At 37.5% G+C, this 20,224-nt stretch carries 24 protein-coding genes; 15 read left to right on the top strand and 9 right to left on the bottom strand.

The features are described from left to right. Positions 1-21 precede the first annotated feature (21 nt). From AC0C45_RS04615 to AC0C45_RS04625, 3 genes are read left to right on the top strand one after another with little or no spacing between them, the layout of a single operon-like run. A complete protein-coding gene (locus AC0C45_RS04615) occupies positions 22-390 on the top strand; it encodes a GntR family transcriptional regulator (protein WP_034649413.1) in 369 nt (122 codons plus the stop codon). After that, the gene (locus AC0C45_RS04620) at positions 387-1,256 is read left to right on the top strand and encodes an ABC transporter ATP-binding protein (RefSeq protein WP_257061354.1); all 870 of its coding nucleotides are present in this window, start codon (positions 387-389) and stop codon (positions 1,254-1,256) included. Before AC0C45_RS04615 ends, AC0C45_RS04620 begins: the two co-directional genes overlap by 4 nt. Then, complete coding sequence (locus AC0C45_RS04625; RefSeq protein WP_280168681.1) at positions 1,256-1,951, top strand: hypothetical protein; 696 nt, start codon at positions 1,256-1,258, stop codon at positions 1,949-1,951. Before AC0C45_RS04620 ends, AC0C45_RS04625 begins: the two co-directional genes overlap by 1 nt. A 39-nt stretch (positions 1,952-1,990) precedes the next feature. On the opposite strand, the gene AC0C45_RS04630 is transcribed toward AC0C45_RS04625, so the two are convergent. Then, entirely contained in the window at positions 1,991-2,593 is a 603-nt protein-coding gene (locus tag AC0C45_RS04630; protein ID WP_013058688.1) for a DUF3885 domain-containing protein, read from the bottom strand. A 230-nt stretch (positions 2,594-2,823) separates the two neighbouring features. Between AC0C45_RS04630 and AC0C45_RS04635 the strand changes: the two genes are divergently transcribed. Continuing rightward, entirely contained in the window at positions 2,824-3,192 is a 369-nt protein-coding gene (locus AC0C45_RS04635; RefSeq protein ID WP_013084654.1) for a hypothetical protein, read from the top strand. A gap of 6 nt (positions 3,193-3,198) precedes the next feature. Here AC0C45_RS04635 and AC0C45_RS04640 read toward each other — a convergent pair whose 3' ends face one another. Genes AC0C45_RS04640 through AC0C45_RS04650 form a run of 3 tightly spaced genes read right to left on the bottom strand, consistent with a single transcriptional unit; the run spans position 3,199 to position 6,878 of the window. Then, positions 3,199-4,326 carry a Ger(x)C family spore germination protein gene (locus tag AC0C45_RS04640; protein WP_047930715.1) on the bottom strand — a complete coding sequence of 376 codons (1,128 nt, stop codon included), beginning with the start codon at positions 4,324-4,326 and terminating at the stop codon, positions 3,199-3,201. Then, positions 4,323-5,426, bottom strand: a complete 1,104-nt coding sequence (locus AC0C45_RS04645) for a GerAB/ArcD/ProY family transporter (protein ID WP_016765286.1) — start codon at positions 5,424-5,426, stop codon at positions 4,323-4,325. Before AC0C45_RS04645 ends, AC0C45_RS04640 begins: the two co-directional genes overlap by 4 nt. 21 nt (positions 5,427-5,447) lie before the next feature. Continuing rightward, the gene (locus AC0C45_RS04650; RefSeq protein WP_016765285.1) at positions 5,448-6,878 is read right to left on the bottom strand and encodes a spore germination protein; all 1,431 of its coding nucleotides are present in this window, start codon (positions 6,876-6,878) and stop codon (positions 5,448-5,450) included. 118 nt (positions 6,879-6,996) lie between these two features. Here AC0C45_RS04650 and AC0C45_RS04655 point away from each other — a divergent pair, with 118 nt between their 5' ends. The 3 genes from AC0C45_RS04655 to AC0C45_RS04665 all read left to right on the top strand — a co-directional run bounded on the left by AC0C45_RS04655 (position 6,997) and on the right by AC0C45_RS04665 (position 8,203). Beyond that, on the top strand, positions 6,997-7,401 hold the full coding sequence (locus AC0C45_RS04655; RefSeq protein WP_016765284.1) for a secondary thiamine-phosphate synthase enzyme YjbQ: 405 nt from the start codon (positions 6,997-6,999) through the stop codon (positions 7,399-7,401). A gap of 102 nt (positions 7,402-7,503) precedes the next feature. Continuing rightward, positions 7,504-7,629, top strand: a complete 126-nt coding sequence (locus AC0C45_RS04660) for a hypothetical protein (RefSeq protein WP_016765283.1) — start codon at positions 7,504-7,506, stop codon at positions 7,627-7,629. Positions 7,630-8,077: 448 nt separating this feature from the next. Further along, positions 8,078-8,203 carry a hypothetical protein gene (locus AC0C45_RS04665; RefSeq protein ID WP_013058681.1) on the top strand — a complete coding sequence of 42 codons (126 nt, stop codon included), beginning with the start codon at positions 8,078-8,080 and terminating at the stop codon, positions 8,201-8,203. A gap of 150 nt (positions 8,204-8,353) precedes the next feature. Here AC0C45_RS04665 and AC0C45_RS04670 read toward each other — a convergent pair whose 3' ends face one another. Together AC0C45_RS04670 and AC0C45_RS04675 are read right to left on the bottom strand one after the other, a co-directional pair. Next, positions 8,354-8,896, bottom strand: a complete 543-nt coding sequence (locus AC0C45_RS04670) for a 5' nucleotidase, NT5C type (protein ID WP_280168679.1) — start codon at positions 8,894-8,896, stop codon at positions 8,354-8,356. Positions 8,897-9,035: 139 nt separating this feature from the next. Beyond that, the gene (locus tag AC0C45_RS04675) at positions 9,036-9,713 is read right to left on the bottom strand and encodes a C40 family peptidase (protein WP_016765281.1); all 678 of its coding nucleotides are present in this window, start codon (positions 9,711-9,713) and stop codon (positions 9,036-9,038) included. A gap of 345 nt (positions 9,714-10,058) precedes the next feature. On the opposite strand from AC0C45_RS04675, the gene pfkA reads away from it, so the two are divergent. After that, positions 10,059-11,018 (top strand): 6-phosphofructokinase, encoded by a 960-nt coding sequence (gene pfkA / locus AC0C45_RS04680; RefSeq protein ID WP_013058678.1) that lies wholly within the window; start codon positions 10,059-10,061, stop codon positions 11,016-11,018. A gap of 26 nt (positions 11,019-11,044) precedes the next feature. Here pfkA and AC0C45_RS04685 read toward each other — a convergent pair whose 3' ends face one another. Further along, positions 11,045-11,188, bottom strand: a complete 144-nt coding sequence (locus tag AC0C45_RS04685) for a hypothetical protein (RefSeq protein WP_280168678.1) — start codon at positions 11,186-11,188, stop codon at positions 11,045-11,047. Positions 11,189-11,346: 158 nt separating this feature from the next. Between AC0C45_RS04685 and AC0C45_RS04690 the strand changes: the two genes are divergently transcribed. The 5 genes from AC0C45_RS04690 to safA all read left to right on the top strand — a co-directional run bounded on the left by AC0C45_RS04690 (position 11,347) and on the right by safA (position 15,560). Further along, positions 11,347-11,745, top strand: coding sequence for a universal stress protein (locus tag AC0C45_RS04690; protein ID WP_013058676.1), 399 nt, complete (start codon positions 11,347-11,349; stop codon positions 11,743-11,745). A 12-nt stretch (positions 11,746-11,757) separates the two neighbouring features. Further along, positions 11,758-12,477, top strand: a complete 720-nt coding sequence (locus AC0C45_RS04695) for an NAD-dependent protein deacylase (RefSeq protein ID WP_034649430.1) — start codon at positions 11,758-11,760, stop codon at positions 12,475-12,477. A 114-nt stretch (positions 12,478-12,591) separates the two neighbouring features. After that, positions 12,592-12,822: a YuzI family membrane protein gene (locus AC0C45_RS04700; RefSeq protein ID WP_257061358.1), complete on the top strand. Its 231-nt coding sequence runs from the start codon at positions 12,592-12,594 to the stop codon at positions 12,820-12,822. Between the two features lie 612 nt (positions 12,823-13,434). Next, the gene (locus AC0C45_RS04705) at positions 13,435-14,799 is read left to right on the top strand and encodes a hemolysin family protein (RefSeq protein ID WP_028415084.1); all 1,365 of its coding nucleotides are present in this window, start codon (positions 13,435-13,437) and stop codon (positions 14,797-14,799) included. 137 nt (positions 14,800-14,936) lie between these two features. Next, complete coding sequence (gene safA, locus AC0C45_RS04710) at positions 14,937-15,560, top strand: SafA/ExsA family spore coat assembly protein (RefSeq protein ID WP_257061360.1); 624 nt, start codon at positions 14,937-14,939, stop codon at positions 15,558-15,560. Between the two features lie 40 nt (positions 15,561-15,600). On the opposite strand, the gene AC0C45_RS04715 is transcribed toward safA, so the two are convergent. Beyond that, the gene (locus AC0C45_RS04715) at positions 15,601-16,707 is read right to left on the bottom strand and encodes a mechanosensitive ion channel family protein (protein WP_034649436.1); all 1,107 of its coding nucleotides are present in this window, start codon (positions 16,705-16,707) and stop codon (positions 15,601-15,603) included. Positions 16,708-16,997: 290 nt separating this feature from the next. On the opposite strand from AC0C45_RS04715, the gene AC0C45_RS04720 reads away from it, so the two are divergent. Together AC0C45_RS04720 and AC0C45_RS04725 are read left to right on the top strand one after the other, a co-directional pair. After that, the gene (locus AC0C45_RS04720; protein ID WP_047930712.1) at positions 16,998-17,963 is read left to right on the top strand and encodes a bile acid:sodium symporter family protein; all 966 of its coding nucleotides are present in this window, start codon (positions 16,998-17,000) and stop codon (positions 17,961-17,963) included. A 157-nt stretch (positions 17,964-18,120) separates the two neighbouring features. Beyond that, the gene (locus tag AC0C45_RS04725) at positions 18,121-18,573 is read left to right on the top strand and encodes a CBO0543 family protein (protein WP_047930711.1); all 453 of its coding nucleotides are present in this window, start codon (positions 18,121-18,123) and stop codon (positions 18,571-18,573) included. Positions 18,574-18,635: 62 nt separating this feature from the next. Here the strand turns inward: AC0C45_RS04725 and AC0C45_RS04730 are convergent, their stop codons facing one another. Next, positions 18,636-20,069, bottom strand: coding sequence for an alanine/glycine:cation symporter family protein (locus tag AC0C45_RS04730; protein ID WP_047930710.1), 1,434 nt, complete (start codon positions 20,067-20,069; stop codon positions 18,636-18,638). Positions 20,070-20,224 lie beyond the last annotated feature (155 nt).

The raw sequence follows: 20,224 nt of genomic DNA on the forward strand, positions 1-20,224 counted from the left end.
CACTTAAGTGAGGTAGTCAAAATGAAACAATCATTAGATCATCAGCGACCAATTTTTCAACAAATCAAAGAAACCATCGAAGAGAATATTTTGAATGATGCTTTTCCAGAAGAAGAAAGAGTACCGTCTACAAATGAATTTGCCAAAATGTATCGCATTAACCCTGCAACAGCAGCTAAAGGAATTAATCAGCTAGTTGACCACGGAATATTGTATAAAAAGAGAGGGATAGGGATGTTTGTATGTGCGGGCGCCAAAGAAGTATTGCTTACACAAAGAAAAGAAGAATTTTATAACCGTTTTATTGTTCCCCTGAAAAAAGAAGCACAGCATTTGGGAATTACGGTAAAAGAGTTAAAAGAGCTGTTAGACAAGGGGGAAATAAAATGAATATAGAAGCGCAGCTGTTAAATAAATGCTATGGATCTAAACACGTATTAAAAGACATTTCACTTACACTAGCAAAAAATAAGATATACGGGTTGCTAGGTAGAAACGGAGCGGGCAAAACGACTTTGATGCAAATTGTAGCCGGGCATATTCCAGTTACGACAGGAGAGGTAAAAGTGGGCAATCAATCTCCATTTGAAAACCGCTCTGTTTTGCAAAACATCTGCTTAATTAACGAAAGCGGAAATTTCAAAAAAACATTAAAAGTCAAAGACGTGTTAAAAATTGCGTCACTTTTTTATCCTTACTGGAGCGAAGAAGCTGCTGAGAGGCTTATGGAAGAGTTCGATTTAGATTGTAATATGAAAGTAAAAGCATTATCTAAAGGTATGGAATCAGCATTAGGAATTATTGTTGGGCTATCTTCCCGAACGAGCATCACAATCTTTGATGAACCTTATATTGGACTTGATGCTGCGATGCGAGCGCATTTTTATGAGCTTCTATTGGATGAATATGAAGAATATCCACGCACGTTCATTATTTCAACGCATCTAATTGATGAGGTAAGTAATTTATTTGAAGAAGTACTCATTATGCAAAAAGGAAAGCTGATTCTTCAGGATACGGCAGAAAATTTGCAGCAGCGCTGTGTAAGTGTGAAAGGACCTAAAAGTCAAATTGAAGAATATGAAAAAGGAAAGCAAGTAATCCATGAACAAGTATTCGGAGGAGAGAAAAAAATAGTGCTCTTTAATGAAGATATTTATGCTGAGGAGCTTGTCGACAGTTCATTTCATATAGAAGCTGTTCATATACAGGATATTATGATTTATCTTACAGCAAATCGTGGAGGTGTAGCGTAATGAAAGGACAGTTTGCCGCCATTAGTTATTCGCTCTACGTTGAACTAAAGTATTTAATGATTCGCTTTTGGACGATTCTGTTAGCCTTTGTTGTAGTAGATATTTTAGTTTTCAGTCAGGTGAATGAGCATCTTCTATTAGTAACAAGTATGCCGCAGTACATCTTTTCAGGTATTGTAAGTTTTATTATCATTCGAAAAAGTTTTTCCTTTTGCTTAAAGTTAGGAGCTACTCGTAAAGCATATCTTTTAACGATGACCTGTGTTTTTGCTTTATTTGCAATTGTAATGTCCCTTATCAATGTTATCATCATGAGCATTTCAATAAAGGTAATTAATAGTTTGAATTTAATGAATATTCAACTTTATTATGCGAGCGATTTTATCTTTCATGGCTCCACTGTCACTGTTCACTTTTTAACGGACGCTGTATTTATCTTTTTTATTACAGCAGCATCGTGTTTGCTCGGCAGCATCGTTTACAAATTCGGGCAAACAGGAGGGATGATCACAGGTGCTGTTTTAATTTTATTGTTTACGATTCCAGTGATAAAAGAACCAGTTATTCATTTTATAAAAAGCTTTTCGAATGGGTCGTTATTACTTACATTCGGAACAATGGTTATCGCAAGCTTCCTATTCTTTCTTATCAACTGGCTGTTTTTAAAAAAAGCGTCTCCTGTCCATCAAGCCTAATAAAAAAGCAATCATTTCTTTACTGAATGATTGCTTTTTTTATTGTACTTTTTTAGAGCAAGCTGCATCAATATCTAGAATCCAGTCGTGAAACTTTTGCTGAAGAAGTTGAAGAGAAGACTGATTGTTCGATACAATGTCCAGCCCGCGCTCGTCGTATAGGTGGAAGATGGTTTCTTTATTCAAATTCACAATATAACACTCTTCTTCAATAGCCGGATGAATATGAAGATCGCGGTTGGCAATTGATTGCAAAAGAAGCTTTTCTTTCACATCATTGGTTTTACACGCAATAATATACTCAGCGTTATTTAATAATGCTACGGATTGAACTTCTTGTTTCTTCAGGCGAGAGCGAATGAATTTTTTAATAGCTGTTTCTTTTTTCTTTTTTAAAAGTAAATCATCCTGTGCAGCATTCGCTTTGAAAACAAGTAACAGCTCATCATTTTTTTCATGGAGTGTCTCAAAAATTTCGTAAGCGCGTGCGTACACATTTTTCATATATTCTCGTTCCCACACACCTTTTTGATTGGTAAGCGTAAAGCGGATACCTGCGGGCGCGTTATAAAAAAGAGGTCTTTTCATTTGAACATTTGGAAACATTGTTGTTAAGTATGATTGAAGCCGCATTGTAGTCATACGCAACACCTCATTTAGTTTAGTCCTGACTTAATATGTTGAGTTTAGTCTATCACGTGATTAGCTAAATTTGTAAAGAAGTAATGTTATTTAATCAAAAGGTAACCAAACTGTTATATTTTGTTGATTTTGCATTATTTCTTTACACAACCTTTGCGGATGAACAGGTTTTTTCATACGCCTGTCGTATTACTTAACGTAGTAACGACGTGAAGAAAGGATGATATACGGTGAAAAAACAGCTTGTTCTTATTTCAATTATTACAGCTGCTTTCTTTGTGCTCATTTTTCACAAAACGATCTTTCAAGAAGGTAATCCTCTTCCCATTGCATGGAGTATTGTAAAATTAAAATCTTCGGGTGAAGACGTTGTGCAAATATCGGATAAGCCTAAAAGGTATCTCATTCATTCAGATGACTACTTAACGTTTATTAAACAAATGAAAAAGAAAAAAGTGAATTTTCAATATCAAGATGATAAAAAATTTTATTTTAATAACGACAATGAACGCCAGCTGTTCGTCAGCAAAAACTATACCGATAAGTTCACGATTATGGAACTAAAGAAAAAAGAGCTGACTGAAGCTGGCGTTGAGTGATAAGAGCTAATCCCTGCCCTGTGTCCCGAAATCTTTAATTTGAACATGAACATGATAGTCGATGGTCGACTGGCTAAATATTTCATCCCATTCATGCTGATGTTTTTTCCAAAAATGAGGATAATGAATTCGTACGTAATCATGCAGGTCAATCACATCAGCTTTGTAGTTGTTTTGCAGTAAGCGGAGTGTTTTTTCTGCGTCTTTTCGAATGATTTTTTCTATTTTTTTTTCGGTGTTCTTTACATTAGAGGCGGCAAGAGCCTGTTTTGAAGTCTCCCAATCTTCTGATAGCCTGCCGCTTGTTTGAACGTTGATGTCAAAATGAACGGAGTGACTTGAATCAATCCGAGCCTTCACATCTTGCTGAACATCTCCAATTTCATAGGAAAAGGGGTATGGCCCGTGTTTGCCGTAAATAATTCCGCCTTTAATATTCCCCGTTAACCACGTTAAAGCCTCCACTTGGTGCTGAGTTAAGATGAATTTTGCTTTTTTATCTTTGATGATCGCGGCACCGTCTAGTTCAACACTATTTTTAATTTTAGAAAGCCGCTGTATTAAAAAGCTTTGATCGGTTTTTAACTTGGCCGATAGCTCTCCCATTGTTAGGGGATTTAAAATTTTATTCGTTTTGAATTTATTGGAAACAAGCTCGTAAATTAAGTTTACAGGCGGTACAGACATTCCTTGAATCGTTAAAACGTTTTTAGCATCGCCCTTTGTAACAAACGCAAGGCTGCTGCGCCGTATTTCATTATCACGGACAAACTGATTGATAAGCGCATCCAGAGGGATGGTCTTGCTCGCTTTTTCTCCTATTAAAAGTGCTCGCTGATGCTGGCTGTATATAGGATCAGATTTCAGCGAAATATTTCGCGTGATTTCATGAATAGTAGGACCAGCTGTTGTAATGTTTTTGTATGGAATGGAAGAAGACATATTTCCGGATTCCGTTTCGGTTAACGTTTGATGAGTCAGCACAAGTTGATTTTTTCCTGTTTTTGGTTCGATTTTCGATGTAATATCCATTGCCACTCCTATAACAAGAGCAAGTTGTTCAATATTTCGATGGCTCATACAGCCGCATAATAAAAAAATGGTCATCATGACAGGAAGACATTTTTTCGTCATTTGAACACAACCTTTTTTATTTTCATTAACATGCTGAAAAAAAGAGGGATAACTAAAAATGTCACTAAAAATGCCCAGCCTAATACCGTTGAAAAATGTGACACGTCGCTTGCTGTTTTGGGCGCTAAAGAGCTCATAAATAAAACGGGCACAAGAAAGATAATATTAGTAGTTGATCGGTTTTTGAAAATCTTTTTAAATCCTGAAACAGCTAAAAAGAAATACATTACAAAGGTTAAAAAAAACTGAAGAAGCCAGACAATAAGTAAAAATAATTCAAGCCTCTCAAAGAAAATTCCTTTTACTTCATGCGTCTGAACAAATTCAATCGTAGGCCAAACGGTTGTTTTTACCTCCGGAACGGATAACGCGCCGACAACTAATACGTAAGTGATAATATATAAAAGTAAAGGAATGGAAAATCCGATGATAGAAACTTTTCGTAAATGATTTTTGTTTTTCATATGTTTTGGAAGAAATACAATCGTTTCAATCCCTAAAAAGGAAACAGAGACGGTTGTAAAAGCAGCAAGAAGCGGGCTGAATCCATCGGCTAACACGGGCTGTAAGTTTTTTAAATCGACCATTCCGATACTAAGAAGATATAAGATAAGAAGAATGATGACCGTTACAGGAAAACATAGGGCCATTACTTTTCCAATAGAATTAATACCGCCAGTGATTAAATAGACGCCTGTCAAAATAAACGAAAGGATAATTAACTCAATGGGCATCGTTTCCAGTAAATAGAAATGGATCATTTCTGCCATAGCTCTTACTTCAAAACTTGCTACAGATGTGAAATAAACGACTATAGCGAAGTTGAAGATATTTCCAATCAGCTTGCCGGTTACTTCTTGCGTGAAGTCAAACATACAGCTAATCGTAAAATATTTAACCATCCAGACTAAAAAAAGAACAATTCCAATAAACAAAAGGCCGTCCATAATAAGTACAATCCATCCGTCTGCATTATTTGTCTGGTTTGTAATGCTGCTTGGCAGTGTTAATAAACCGACGCCCAGCATGGTTGAAGAGATAATTGAAATGGCATAAAAGTCTGAAAGAAGCTTGCTTGATTGTGACTGTGATTGTTCCATATGGTCCTCCTTTTGTCAGTTTTATTTGGCTTTATTTTTAGACTGTTTTAGACTTTTGTTTGGCAGACGAATATAAGAATCTTTCCACGCTTTTTTATTTAACGCAAAAAACGGTTTGAAGTAAGCCATGCCAAAACTTTCGAGCTTGGTTAGATGAATGACGAGAACAAGAAAAAACATGGTAACTCCGTATAATCCAAAGATTGCTGCAATCATCATAGAGACGAAACGCAAAATTCGAAACGAAAGGCCAATTCCGTACTGAGGAACGGTAAAGGACGCAATTGCCGATACAGATACAACAATAATCATAACGGAGCTAACGATATGGGCTTCCACCGCTGCTTGACCAATCACAACCCCGCCTACAAGTCCAACTGTTTGTCCCACAGGAGTAGGGAGACGCAGACCGGCTTCGCGTAATAATTCAAGCGTCACTTCCATAACCACTGCTTCGATAAAAGGAGAAAAAGGAACGTTTTCTCGTGTGGCCGCAATAGTAATAGCAAGCTCCGTCGGAAGCAGACCTTGGTTAAACGAAACGAGTGAAATATAAATAGCTGAAAAGAATAGGGTAATAAAAATAGACAAGTACCTTAGTAATCTTAGCAACGAACCAGCTATCCATCTTTCGTAATAATCGTCGGGTGATTTCATAATCATATCGAAAGTTGTAGGCACTAAAAGAGCAAAAGGAGAGCCATCTACTAAAATGGCTACTCGCCCTTCATTCACCGCAGCGAGAACACGATCCGGTCTTTCTGTATTTTGTACTTGAGGGAATGGTGAGTAAGGTGCTTCTTCTAAAAATTCTTCAATCATTCCTGAGTCTTGAATGTTATCTAAAGGAATGTCTAATAATTTCTCTCGGACTTGATTCACGATGTGAGTTTGACAGTGTTTATTATGAAAAACGATACTTGTTCGATGTTCCTTTGTATTTCCAATATAAATGTCTTCAATAACCATTTCTTCTTCGGTAGAACGCTGCCTTAAAAGACCAAGGTTTTCATCTAAGTTTTCGATAAGAGCAATTTTAGGGCCGCGCACTACTTTTTCTGTTGTAGGTTCACTTAAAGAGCGCTGTTTGGTCATAGACATATTCAATGAGTATGCCGTGGTGCTCTCGCTAATAAACAGCAAGGGCTGACCTTTAAAAAAACACGAGATCGCTTGCTTGTATGTATAAACTTCTTTGTCTTTAATGACAGAAATAAACGAATCGATGTCATCGAGTGTTTGCGTTTCACTTTTTGCTTTTGTCTCCACAACATGCTGAGTAAGATTATCAAGTTTTTCTCCGTCTACTAATCCTTGGAGATAAATAATGCATATATATTTTGTGGGAGACAGCCATAATTTTTTGGAACCAACATCTGTATTTTGACCCACCAAATCTAGAAACGTTTGAACGGTGTAGTCTGCATTGGGCTGAAATTTTGAATCGAGCATAAGTAAACTCACCGCCTGTTGTGTTAATGAGCTTAGTGTTTACGATGTAAAAACGAGTTATGCGAAAAATGTGGAAGAATAGAAAAGATATGTTATGGTAAAGAAAAGAGGTGATGGCATGCTGCATTCATTTACGTTAAAAACGAATAAGCGTGACGAAATGATCGACGTCACGAGTCAGGTACAAGCAGTAATAAGAACAGAAGGATTAAAAGAAGGGGCTGTAGTTGTTTACTGTCCTCATACAACCGCTGGTATAACAATTAATGAAAATGCGGATCCGGATGTAAAAACCGATATGATCCGACGCTTCGATGAAGTATATCCTTGGGAACATAAGTTAGATCTTCATATGGAAGGAAATACGGCGGCGCATCTCAAAGCGAGCACGGTCGGCTCCTCTCAGCATATAATCATTCACGACGGGCAGCTACTGCTAGGAACGTGGCAAGGAATTTATTTTTGCGAGTTTGATGGACCAAGGACTCGTACGTATTATGTGAAAATTTTATCCCTACAATAACTTTTTTTCATACGCATTGTCCAATTTTCTTTTTAAAGTTGTTATAAAACAAAATTTATTTAATATAAATGTTATATAACAGTTAAAGGGAGAGATTGAACAATGGAAAAGATCGGTGCAGAACAAGAAACAGTGAAAAAAGAAAACGAAAAAACAAATTTTACATGGGTGGAAGAATACCCAACTATTTTAGACATTGTCAACGAGTATTACAGTACGTGTCGATAAAATGGGGAAGGCCGGAACAAAAGTATTTCAGTTGAAAGAGGATCCGAACGATGAATCGTTCGGATCCTCTTTCATTGTGAGGGTGAACGCAGGTTTACTGTATACAGCTATGTCTTACTATCTTTTTTATAAAAAAGATATAATAGTAGCAATTTTCTTAAAAAGTTTAATATAATAAATATTAGGGTACTGAATTGTATGAAATAAAGATAAAACGCATCGTTTCATACTATTTCCTTTTTTACCGCTAGTATAACCTTGAAGAAAAAGTTTCATTTGATATACTAACTATACGCTTAGTCTTTAAGAGAAAGATGAAGATTCATTGTCATTGTTACACGCAGTGAATGAGCTGCCTTTGCTTGGCGAAAACGTCGTACAAACAAAGACAGATAGCGAATTGTTTTGGGTGCGTTCATTTAGTTCAAAACAGGGAGGCGATTAGTCTATGTTACTTGTACGTATGGCCATGATTGGTTTCTTTTCATTAACAGCCATATCATTGTTTTCTTTTCAGTCCGTTGAAATTATCCATGCCATTATGGACTTTTTCTCATCAGCTGATAAGTACTAAAAAACGATATCTTTTTTAAATAAAAAGCGGATAACCCTTAGGGGGCTATCCGTCAAAAACCGCCCAAAAGGCGGTTTTTTTATGCTTATAGCTATGCTAACAGACGCACTGCATTCGTTCTCTGATGACAAAGTCCACGTGTTTTTTAGCTTAACATTCGTTAAAATAAGTATTTACGTACTGTTCAAACTGAAGCCAATCGTCCACGCGAGGGACATTTACTTCTTCGTTATACGGGTAGTTCATGGCAACAGCATGGCGACCTGTAGCTTGAAAAGCCTTCAAATTATGCGGTGCATCATCAAATAGCAAGTCTCCGTATATTTTATCTTTTTGGTGTGTAAACACGATATTGTATTTTCCGATAAACGGAAGGTGTTTTTCAACCCACTGCTCTTTTTCTGTATAAGCATAGGTACGGCTGCTTGTGACAATTAAAATGGAAAATCTTTCATGAAGTCGTTTAAGAACCTCAACAGCATGAGGCAGAGGTTGTAAATGTAAAAAAAGCCCCGGCTGATCGAGGTAGTCATAAATTTTTGTCCCGCATTCCGGCTTTACATACTTTTCTGATTCCCAGCATTTTAACTTTTCAACCGATAAGCTGTCGCAATAATCTTTGTTATATTGGTTATGCCAATCCGTCATAAGATCACAAATGACAGAATCCATGTCAATTAAAAGGGTGTACATTTATTCAACTTCCTTTACATTATTCATCTACACGCTTGGTTTTGCAATGTAATGTGCTGCTTCTACTATACCAAATCTTTTACATGCAGAAAAAGAGCAAGCCGCATCAAAATCGCACAGCTTGCCCCATTTATAGAAACTACATTCTTTTAGCACCTAAATAGCGTTTGCTCCAATAGCTCTCTTTTAGAGAAGAGATGCTCACACCTTTAGATGAAGAGCAGTGAAGAAACTGGTTATTTCCTAAATAAATTCCTGCATGAGAAGGCCCTTTTGTATAGGTTTGGAAGAACACAATATCTCCGGCTTTTGGACTTGAGACGCGCGTTCCTTTTTGATAAATTTGAGCTACTGTTCGAGGAAGTTGAACCCCGCCTCCATGTTTGAACGCATAGCCAATAAAACCGCTGCAGTCAAAGCCGCTTGGCGTTGTTCCGCCCCAGCGATATCGAACGCCCATATATTGTTTTCCTTTGTTAATCACTGCGTTAGGGTTATAGCGCGCTGAGCTAGAAGGCGATTTACCCTTTGCTGAAACGCCTAGTTTAGCATACGTTCCCTTTCCGACAATACCATCTGCTGCTAGTCCATTTTTGCGCTGAAATGATTTTACAGCAGAAGTTGTAACAGTCCCAAAGTATGTAGTCGTATTCCCTTTAAAATAACCTTTATTTTTCAACGTTTGTTGTAGTTGTTTAACATCTTGGTGATTCATGCCTTGGCGAAGCGTTTGGTCGCCTAGAGCCGCTTGGCTGACAATCGGGCTAGTAGAAACAATAACGCCAGCAAGCGTAAGAGCTGCTATTACTTTTTTCATAAAACTAGTACCCCCTGAAAATTTTTCCTGATTTGAGTAAATTCATCATATCATCTTTCGACAGTGTTCTACGTTACAATTTCATTACATATATGAAAAAAATGAAATATAAAGGTGAATATAGTCTTATAAAAGCTGTAACTAAAAGGGTTCTTTAGATGTGCAATATTGCTAGAAAAACTTTGAATATTTGACGGTAAATAACTAAAAGATATGAAAAAGTATGTACATTTAAAATTTAACAAAGAAATATGTTGTGAATTACTACACAAAAAGTTCGAACTCGGGTAAAATGTAGAACTATAATATAGTAGTCATGTATGTGACTTTGATGAGGTGAAAGTAATGAAAAGAATAGGTGTATTAACAAGCGGCGGAGATTCTCCAGGTATGAATCCTGCGGTTCGTGCTGTTGTGCGTAAAGCAATTCATGAAGGTATGGAAGTTTACGGTATCTATCAAGGATATCAAGGGTTAATAGAAGGAAATATTAAAAAGCTAGAAGTTGGAGATGTTGGTGACATCATTCAACGCGGCGGAACTATGCTTTATTCTGCAAGATGTCCAGAATTCAAAACAGAAGAAGGGCGTTTAAAAGGTATTGAAAACCTTAAGAAGCACGGTATTGAAGGCTTAGTAGTTATTGGTGGAGACGGATCATATATGGGAGCTGTAAAACTAACAGAGCTTGGTTTCCCTTGTATCGGTATCCCAGGAACAATTGATAACGACATTCCAGGAACAGATTTTACATTAGGATTTGATACGGCTCTTCATACGGTTATCGATGCTATTGATAAAATCCGTGATACGGCAACTTCTCATGAACGTACGTTTATTATTGAAGTTATGGGTCGTAATGCAGGAGACATTGCTCTTTGGTCAGGTCTTGCTGGCGGGGCGGAAACAATCCTTATTCCAGAAGCAAAAGATGAGTTCCAAGAAATGGTTGACCGTTTGAGAAAAGGACAAGAGCGCGGTAAAAAGCACAGCATTATCGTAGTAGCTGAAGGCGTAGCCAATGGTAATGAAGTAGCGAAGCAGCTGCATGAAGCAGCAGGTATTGAAACGCGTGTAACAGTATTAGGACACATTCAGCGCGGTGGTTCCCCAACTGCTCAAGATCGTGTGCTAGGAAGCCGTTTCGGCGGTCGTGCAGTCGAGCTTCTGCTAGAAGGTAAAGGCGGTCGTGCAATCGGTATCCGTAAAAATGAAATTGTAGATTATGATATTATGGAAATTTTAGGTGAACCTCACCATATCAATGCTGATATGTACCGTTTATCTAAAGAGCTTTCAATCTAATCACAGTATGGCTGAGGCGAAACTTCTTATATGGAAGGAGTTTCGTCTTTTTTTGATTGCACCCCTGTCCCTTCGCAGTGTTTGCATGTTTTCATGTAACCGATACCAGGAATAACGGCTAGCTTTCCGAGTCCTTTGCAAAAAGTGCAAATTAATTCAAAACCAAACATCGTTCCATCCCCTCTGTACAAGTTTTCTTTCAGTTTATCATAAAAGTAGACAAATAATTTTAAAAATTATAGAAATAATCAAAAAAATGATTACATTTGAACAGCGAGTGATATAGTAAAGAGAGAAGACCATTTTACAAAAGAGGAGAGGAAGCGTGATGTTTAAACGAATTTTACTTGCCTCAGATGGCTCAGAGCATGCAGCTAAAGCAACAGAAAAAGCCGTTCAGCTGGCTCAGCTGACGGAAAACAGTTTTATTCAGGTCATTTATGCAGTAGAGGGTGATTCAAGATTAAAATCACTTAGCCGCGATGAGGAACGGGAAAGCCGGATACATACAACAGATGAAATTTTAAAGCAAGGAAACGTGGAGTATGAGATTACGTTTATGCACGGAGACGCGGCTAAAACAGTGATTCAATTTGCTAATCAAAATTCATTTGACCTTGTAGTAATAGGAAGCAGAGGTTTGAATCCTGTAAAAGGCATGCTGCTTGGAAGCGTGAGTTCTAAGATTGCACAGCAAGTAACGATTCCTGTGCTAATTGTTAAATAGGAGAGAAATGCAATGGTAAAACAGTACAAAGAATTAAAACAGCTCATTGATGATGCTAAACACATTTGTTTTTTTACGGGAGCAGGAATGAGCACAGAGTCGGGTATACCGGACTTTCGCTCTCAAAATGGCTTATATCGCCAAAATAAAAGCTTTGTGGACATAGTAGCTGCTGACTTCTATGAGCAATATCCTCATGAATTTTGGCCGCTGTTTAAAGAAATTTTTCATATTAAAATGCTGCATCAGTATAAAGCAAATACGGGCCATCGCTTTATTGCTGAACTAGAAGAAGCCAAAACCGTGCATGTGATTACGCAAAATATTGATGGCTTGCATCAAGATGCAGGAAGCACGAACGTTTTTGAAATTCATGGGTCCATTAAGAGAGCTCATTGTCCGAGCTGTAAAAAAGAGTATGACTTAGCGTATTTAAATCAGTCAGCTCTCCCACAGTGTACAGCGTGTGAGCGCCTTTTAAAGCCAAATGTTGTTCTCTTTGGAGATGCCATTCATCAGTTCGATGAAGCAGTTACAGCAGCGCTGTCATCTGATTTATTCATCGTGCTTGGTTCATCGCTTGAAGTAGCACCGATTAATCAAATTCCGCTGCTTGTGAGCCGGTACAATCGTCCAAATATGGTGATGATTAATAAAGAACCTACCCATTACGATTATTTGTTTGATTTGGTTATCTATGATTCCATTGGACAAGTGGTCGCAAATTTATAAGCGTCTATGCATGGACATAGCGCTTTTTTAGCATTTAGTGATAAAGTGTAGGGATGTATCATATGGTGTAGTACATCATCCATTCGCTAATGGATAGAAGGGATGTTTGCGCATATGAGTGGAGGCTTGAGAGTTTGTCTATTCATTGTTGGTATTGCACTCAAAGTGACAGCTGTTTTGACTTTGATTTTTGAAATGAATCTTGCCCCTATCCACGGAAGGAGTCTCACTTATTATGCTGAAGCGATAGTTATGAAACTCCCCATTATCTGTTTTGTTCTTGGTTTTTTTTGTGTAGCAGCAAGCTTTTATTTACCTGCTAAAAATCGCCGCACCAGTAAATAGCAAGGGCAGGAGACTAACTAAAACGTTTGACTGCAAAGTTTTTAACATTTAAAATAAAGTCAATAAGTTTAAAAAGAAATAGGATAATTATTCCTTATTCTTTTTAGATATACGGAAATAGAGGTGGTTGGATGGGGCAGTGTACCACGTTGGCGAAGTAGCATTATATGCACCAGTGTCAAAGCGTACAATACAGTATTATATAAACCTACATTTGCTTCACGCATATCGCTCTTTATCACATAATCGCTCTTTTAAGACGTTAACAGACTTTAACTTTATAAAGATTGTAAACTACTAAATTTTTTATAAATGAATGGAAGAGAGAATCAGCGCTGAAGCAACATCATGAAATGAAGCGATGTGAGCCATTGCTTCACATCTAGAACAGCTGAATAAAGAATGACCTGCTACATTAACGAGTGAAACGTGAGATAAGGAAGAAAGACTGGCAGTTTTGCTCCATATAAAAATGTTTATACATTTATCATGTGATTCCTCCTTATATGCACTTTTCCAAGTGATCAGTACAGGGATAGAGTTCTTTATCCAAATTTTTTATTTTTTAGGAGGTGAGTCCTTACTCGTTTTTAAACGAGCTAAGGAACTTGATTGGACATATTTAACTTGATTTTACTAGCGGTACTGATTGCATTAACTGCTTTTTTCGTTGCTACCGAGTTTGCGATTATTCGCGTGAGGAGTTCCAAAGTGGATCAGCTTATAGCAGAAGGGAGCAGCAATGCAAAAGCTGCGAAGCAAGTTATTTCAAATTTAGATGAATACTTATCTGCGTGTCAGCTTGGTATTACGATTACTGCGCTGGGAATTGGTTGGTTAGGAGAGCCTACACTTTCGCATCTCCTCTCCCCATTACTTGATCAACTAGGGATAAGCGGAGCTTTAACAAAAGTACTATCTGTTGCGATTTCTTTTGCGGTTGTTACATTTATAAACGTTGTGGTCGGAGAGCTTGCTCCGAAAACATTTGCAATTCAAAAAGCAGAGAAAGTCACTTTATTATTTGTTCGTCCGCTTATACTCTTTTATAAAGTAACCTATCCTTTCATTTGGCTATTAAACAGTTCTTCTCGTTTAATAACAGGGTTATTTGGTCTAAAGCCTGCTTCAGAAAATGAGCTTGCACACAGTGAAGAAGAGCTTCGCATCTTGTTATCAGAAAGCTATAAAAGCGGTGAAATCAATCAATCGGAGTTTAAATATGTAAGTAAAATTTTTGACTTTGATGATCGCGTTGCCAAGGAGATTATGGTGCCGCGTACGGAAGTCGTTTCGATTGACCAGGAAGATACGGTCGAATACATCCTTGAGATGGTCCAAGAAGAGCGGTTTACCCGCTATCCGGTCATCGATGGAGATAAAGACCATATTATTGGAATGGTCAATATGAAAGAGATTTTAACCGAGATTGTCATGAACAACAGCAAGGAAAAAATAGATTTAAAACAATATATCCGTCCTGTTATTGAAGTAATTGAATCGATTCCTATTCATGATTTATTGCTTAAGATGCAGCGTGAACGCATCCATATGGCTATTTTAATTGATGAATACGGAGGAACAGCAGGGATTGTAACAGTAGAGGATATTTTAGAGGAAATTGTCGGTGAAATTCGTGATGAATTTGATGCGGATGAACTTCCATTAATTCAGAAAGTCAAACCCGATCATTATATTGTAGATGGAAAATTATTAGTAAGTGAGCTTAACGAGCTGCTTGGCACAACAATTGATGATACGGATGTTGATACAATTGGAGGCTGGGTCTTGACGGAAAAATATGACGTCAAGCAAGGAGAAAGCCTTAGCTTTGATCAGTATGACTTTACCGTTACGAAAATGGAAGGCCATCACATTCAATATATTGATGTGATCAAAAAACGTCAGGTGCATCAAAGCACGGATGAAGCGGTTAATGTGTCAGACATGAATCAGTCACAGGCTTTATCTTCGTAACAAAAAGGCGCATTGCAAAAGAGCAATGCGCCTTTCTTATGGAAAAAGCGTGCTGGGAAGATGACAAAGTCATATGATGGAACTATGGGATAATATTACCGCTATGAATCTTGAAATCAATTTGCTTTAATAAAAGTATGAAAACTCTATCAAAACTTTTATTAGTAACATTGTTGTCTGTCACTCTAGCTTTTGGTCTTAATAACACTGCGCAAGCAGCAACCGTACATACCGTTCAATCGGGCGAGACGATGTGGAAAATAGCAGTAAAATATCAGGTTGGCGTTTCCGAGCTGATTGAAGCGAACTCTGCTATTAAAAATCCTAATTCGATCTACCCGGGACAAAAAATTACCATACCAACAGATAAAGCGGGAAGTTCATACGAAGAGCAAGTGGTTCAGCTAGTGAATCAAGAACGTGCTAAAGTAGGGCTTAAACCTTTAAAATCTAATTGGGAAGTAGCTCGCGTTGCTCGCTATAAATCGCAGGATATGATTGATAAAAACTATTTCAGTCATACATCGCCTACATATGGAAGTCCGTTCGACATGATGAAAAAATTTGGTATTACATACAGTACAGCAGGTGAAAATATCGCTGCTGGACAAGCAACTCCAAAAGAAGTGGTTAACGCATGGATGAATAGCGAAGGTCACCGTAAAAACATACTATCAAGTCAATTTACCGAAATCGGAGTAGGTTACGCTAAAGGCGGAAACTACGGTCATTACTGGACTCAAATGTTCATTTCAAACTAAAAAAGAAAGGAAAAAAAGCTGACTATTAAGTCAGCTTTTTTTAGCTTCGAGCACTTTCTAGAAATTCTTTTGGATTGCCAGAGAGCTTTCCGTCCTGTTCAACGATGAGTGTGCGCGTAGGGAAAGCAAATTCTACGCCTTCTTCTTCGAGAATGTCCATAATTTCGAAGTTTATATTTTCTTTTACATCTAAATAATCAGCGAAAACGGTTGTATTTGTAAAGAAATACAGATAGATATTTAGACTGGATTCATAAAAACCGTCAAAGTTAACCAGAATCGTTTCATTGTGAATTTCTTCGTGCTCAGTCAGCATCTTTTTAATTCTTGCCACTACGGTTTCTAACTTTTCTTTTGGTGTATTATAATTCAAGTTTAAATGAAAGGCAATTTGACGTTTTCCCATCTTAGCCCAGTTAATAATAGGCTCATTAGAAAGAGTAGCATTTGGAACCGTTACCACTGCTTGAGCGAACGTTCGAACTTTGGTGCTTCGAAACGTAATATCTTCTACAACACCTTCAACACTCGGTGTTTTAATCCAATCTCCAATGGTAAAAGGCTTTTCGGTAATAATCACAATTCCGCCGAATAAATTACTAACGGTGTCTTTTGCGGCTAGGGCAAAAGCAAGACCACCTAAGCCAAGACCTGCTACAAAGCCGTTTACGTTAAAACCCCATTCTTCTGCGATGATGGAGATAGAAAGCATAACAACAACGATGCGGATGAACTTTTCAATAAAAGGAATGATGATTCGATCCACTTGGATATCAAAATTTTTGGCAAACGTTGCAAAAAATAAATTGGTAGAAGCAGCTAAATTATACAAGCCCCATCCTGCAAGGCCAACAGAAGCTGAACGAACTAAATGTCTTTCCGTATCGGCTGTTAAAACATCAAAGGGAAGATAGGGAAGAGCAAGCTTGAAACCAATAATGACAAAAACCCAGCGCAGCGGCTTTTCAAAAGCTTCTAAAACGCTCGTAATTAAATTGATTTTTTTATTTTTGACAAAACCAATAATAAACTTAAACAAATAAGTCGTGAACAGCTTGCGAAGAATCAAAAAGATCAAAAAGATCCCAATCGCAATCACGATTTTTTTCCAATCATCCAACGATGACAGAGACTTTAAAAAATCCATACAATCCTCCTAATTACCAAAACTGTGCTACAGTTCATTTATATCCGTCAATTGAAGCATGTCTATGTAGAATGTACTGTACCCTAAATTCATGCTTTTTAAAAGCTTCTTCCCTATTAAAATAGCATAAAAATACCCGTAAATCTATTTAAGTGATAATTATGAATATATCTCTTTTTAATAAAAGAGACAGACAACAGTCTGAAAATAAGTTGTATAATAAATAGATAATATTATAAACGTTAATGTATCTTATTATTTATTGAAAACGTTCGTTGGAGGGAGAAGTTTTGTTAAGTCAATTAAATAAAATGCTAGAAAAATTGATGCCGTTTATTACGCCGGTCAGCTTGCTCATAGGAGTTCTTATCGGTTCGTCATTAAGTCAGTATGCCTTCTTAATTCCCTGGCTTTTTGCATTAATGACGTTTGCCGGAAGTTTGAATTCAAACTTTCACCAGTTAAATGCCACGATACACCGTCCATTTCCAATCATTATGGCCCTGTTTGTTTTACATATTTTTATGCCAGCGTGGGCTTGGAGCGTTGGCCAAGTGATTTTTCCACATGATGTATTTACAAGCACGGGTCTTTTGCTAGCAGCGATTATTCCAACAGGCGTGACTAGTTTTATATGGGTCTCGATTTACAAAGGAAGCATTCCTCTTGCGCTATCCATCATTTTAATTGATACTCTTTTGGCGCCGCTTATCGTTCCTTATACGCTTTTATGGGTGGTTGGAGACACCGTGCATTTGGAAGCGCTAAAGTTAGTCAAAGATTTATGTTTTATGATTGTCCTTCCCTCTTTGTTAGGGATGTGCTTAAATCAATATACAAAAGGAACAATTAAGCAGACATTAGGACCAAAGCTGGCACCTGTTTCGAAAATAGGGTTAAGTGTGATGGTTATGATAAATGGGGGAGTAATTGCACCTTATTTAAAACATATTGATAAAAAACTGCTGTTTATTATCGTGATCGTCTTTTTAATGAGTTCAGCTGGTTATTTCTTCAGCTGGATGATTGGCAAATGGCTAAGATGGGATCGAGCAAAAGTTGTGACGCTTACGTTTTGCGGAGGCATGAGAAATATTAGCGCCGGAGCCGTGTTAGCCGTATCTTATTTTCCGGCTCCCGTTGCTGTACCGGTTGTGCTGGGGATGTTATTTCAGCAGGTATTAGCTGCTTTATCAGGGCGTTTAGTTCAAAACTATTACGAGAAAAAAGACGCTGAGTTTATTTCGTTAAAATAAATAGAAGAGGCAGAAGACGAATCTCTGTAATAACAAATTAAGCACTTTGTTTTAAGAGTGAAAAATAAGGTGCTTTTCCGCTTGTTACGTTTAAGAGAATGAGATGATTAGAAAAAAGAACGGTGTGGCATACTAGAAAGAAAAAGGTCGGATACTTTTGCTTATTAATATAGCGCTGGCGTTTATTTCACCTTGGGTTTTTGGCACACTCTACTTACACCCTAGAAATCGTCGTTTATTGCCTTTAGTAGGAACTGCTTTTTGTGTTTTAGCAATGGTTATCAATCAATTAGGCAGCTACTATGGATTTTGGAAAATTGACACCTCTTTAGAAAATGAAGCATTAGAAGCGCTGCCTTTTAATTTAGGTGTCTATCCTGTGTTAGCCAGCTATATGATTTTTTTAATTCAGCGAATCGGAAAGCCTCATTTTTTTATTCTGCTTATTACGCTGTTTACAACATTTTTAGAAGGAACGTATGTGCATATGGAAAGAGTAATATACGGAAACGGATGGAATCTCGTCTGGACATTTTTTTCCTACTGGATTCCGTACAGCGTGATTTATTTATACTATAGGTATTTGGTTAGTCTTAGACTGCTTCACTAGAAGAAAGAAAAAGAAGTAAATATGTACAATAAAAAAAGCCGTGAATATTCACGGCTTTTTTGTTAGATCGCTTTTTTCGAGCTAGATTTATCTTTTGAATGATCCCACGCTTCAATATTATCAAGTCCAGAAATGCTGTCTTGGTAGAAGACAGGGTCTTTTCCAGCTTTCTTTTGACCAAGATAATCTTTGAGTGCCGCAAAGGCTACTTTCGAGAGCAATAGAATGGCGATTAAATTGACTACTACCATAAAGCCCATAAACAGGTCTGCTAAATCCCATACAAGCTGAATTTGAGAAATAGAACCGAACACAATCATTGCAAGTACAGCAACACGATAAGTCATCAGCCAAGCTTTATTTGTGTTCAAGAACTCAATATTTGTTTCTCCGTAGTAGTAGTTACCAATTAATGTACTAAAAGCAAATAGGAAAATCATAATTGCAAGAGCACCTGCTGCCCAAGAACCAATGTGAGTGCTTAAAGCAGCTTGTGTTAACTCAATACCGCTTAAATTTTTATTTGTATAAGTACCTGAAAGCAAAATGATAAAGGCAGTACTGCTACAAATAATAAGCGTATCTGTTAATACACCAAATGCTTGAATCAATCCTTGCTTTACCGGGTGGCTTGTTGTTGCAGCTGCGGCTGCATTTGGAGCACTACCCATACCAGCTTCGTTTGAGAATAATCCGCGTTTAATTCCTTGCATAAGAGCTGCTCCAAGAGAACCGCCGGCAATTTGCTCGAAACCAAATGCATTTTTTACGATTAATGCAATAAGAGAAGGCATCTCTTGAATGTTCATAATAATAATAAAGAGTGCTACGCCAATGTAGGCAACAGCCAGTACTACCACAATGTATTCTGACATTTTTGCAATACGCTTAACTCCGCCAAAAATAATGGCAGCGAAAGCCACTGTCATAATAATTCCTAACACTAAACGATTTGTTCCGAACGCATTTTCAAACGCAAGAGTAATCGTGTTCGATTGTACAGCATTAAAAATTAAGCCGAACGATAAAGTGATTAAGACAGCAAACAGTCCGCCCATCCAGCGCTTCTTTAACCCTTTTTCCATATAGTAAGCCGGTCCGCCTCGGAAGCCGCCGTCTTTGTCTTTTACTTTGTATATTTGTGCTAATGTACTTTCGATAAATGCTGAAGCTGAGCCAATAACGGCAAGCACCCACATCCAAAATACAGCACCAGGTCCCCCTAAAGCGATCGCAATCGCAATACCTGTAATGTTCCCCGTACCAACGCGGGCTGCCATACTGATACAAAACGCTTGGAATGGCGAAATTCCGTCTTTAGAAGAGCTATCCGCACCTTCTTTTAATACACGAATCATTTCTTTTAATAACCGAATTTGTAAAAACTTTGACCTAAATGTAAAAAACAAACCAAATGCAATCAGCATCGCAATCAGTAAGTAGGACCAAAGAAATTCGTTGATTGAACTAACAAAACCTTGAACTACTTCTTGCATAGTTTCACCTCTTCATGAATTATAGTAGAATAATAATGAAAAACACGAATTTATAGAATTTTCCCTCTATTTAGATAGATCTCCCTATTTCCCCGCTGTTTTTCTTCATTATCTTTGTCGAATCTTGTTGCTAAATCTGAACCTTATATATATAT

This window comes from Priestia sp. VA7 (assembly GCF_055710015.1).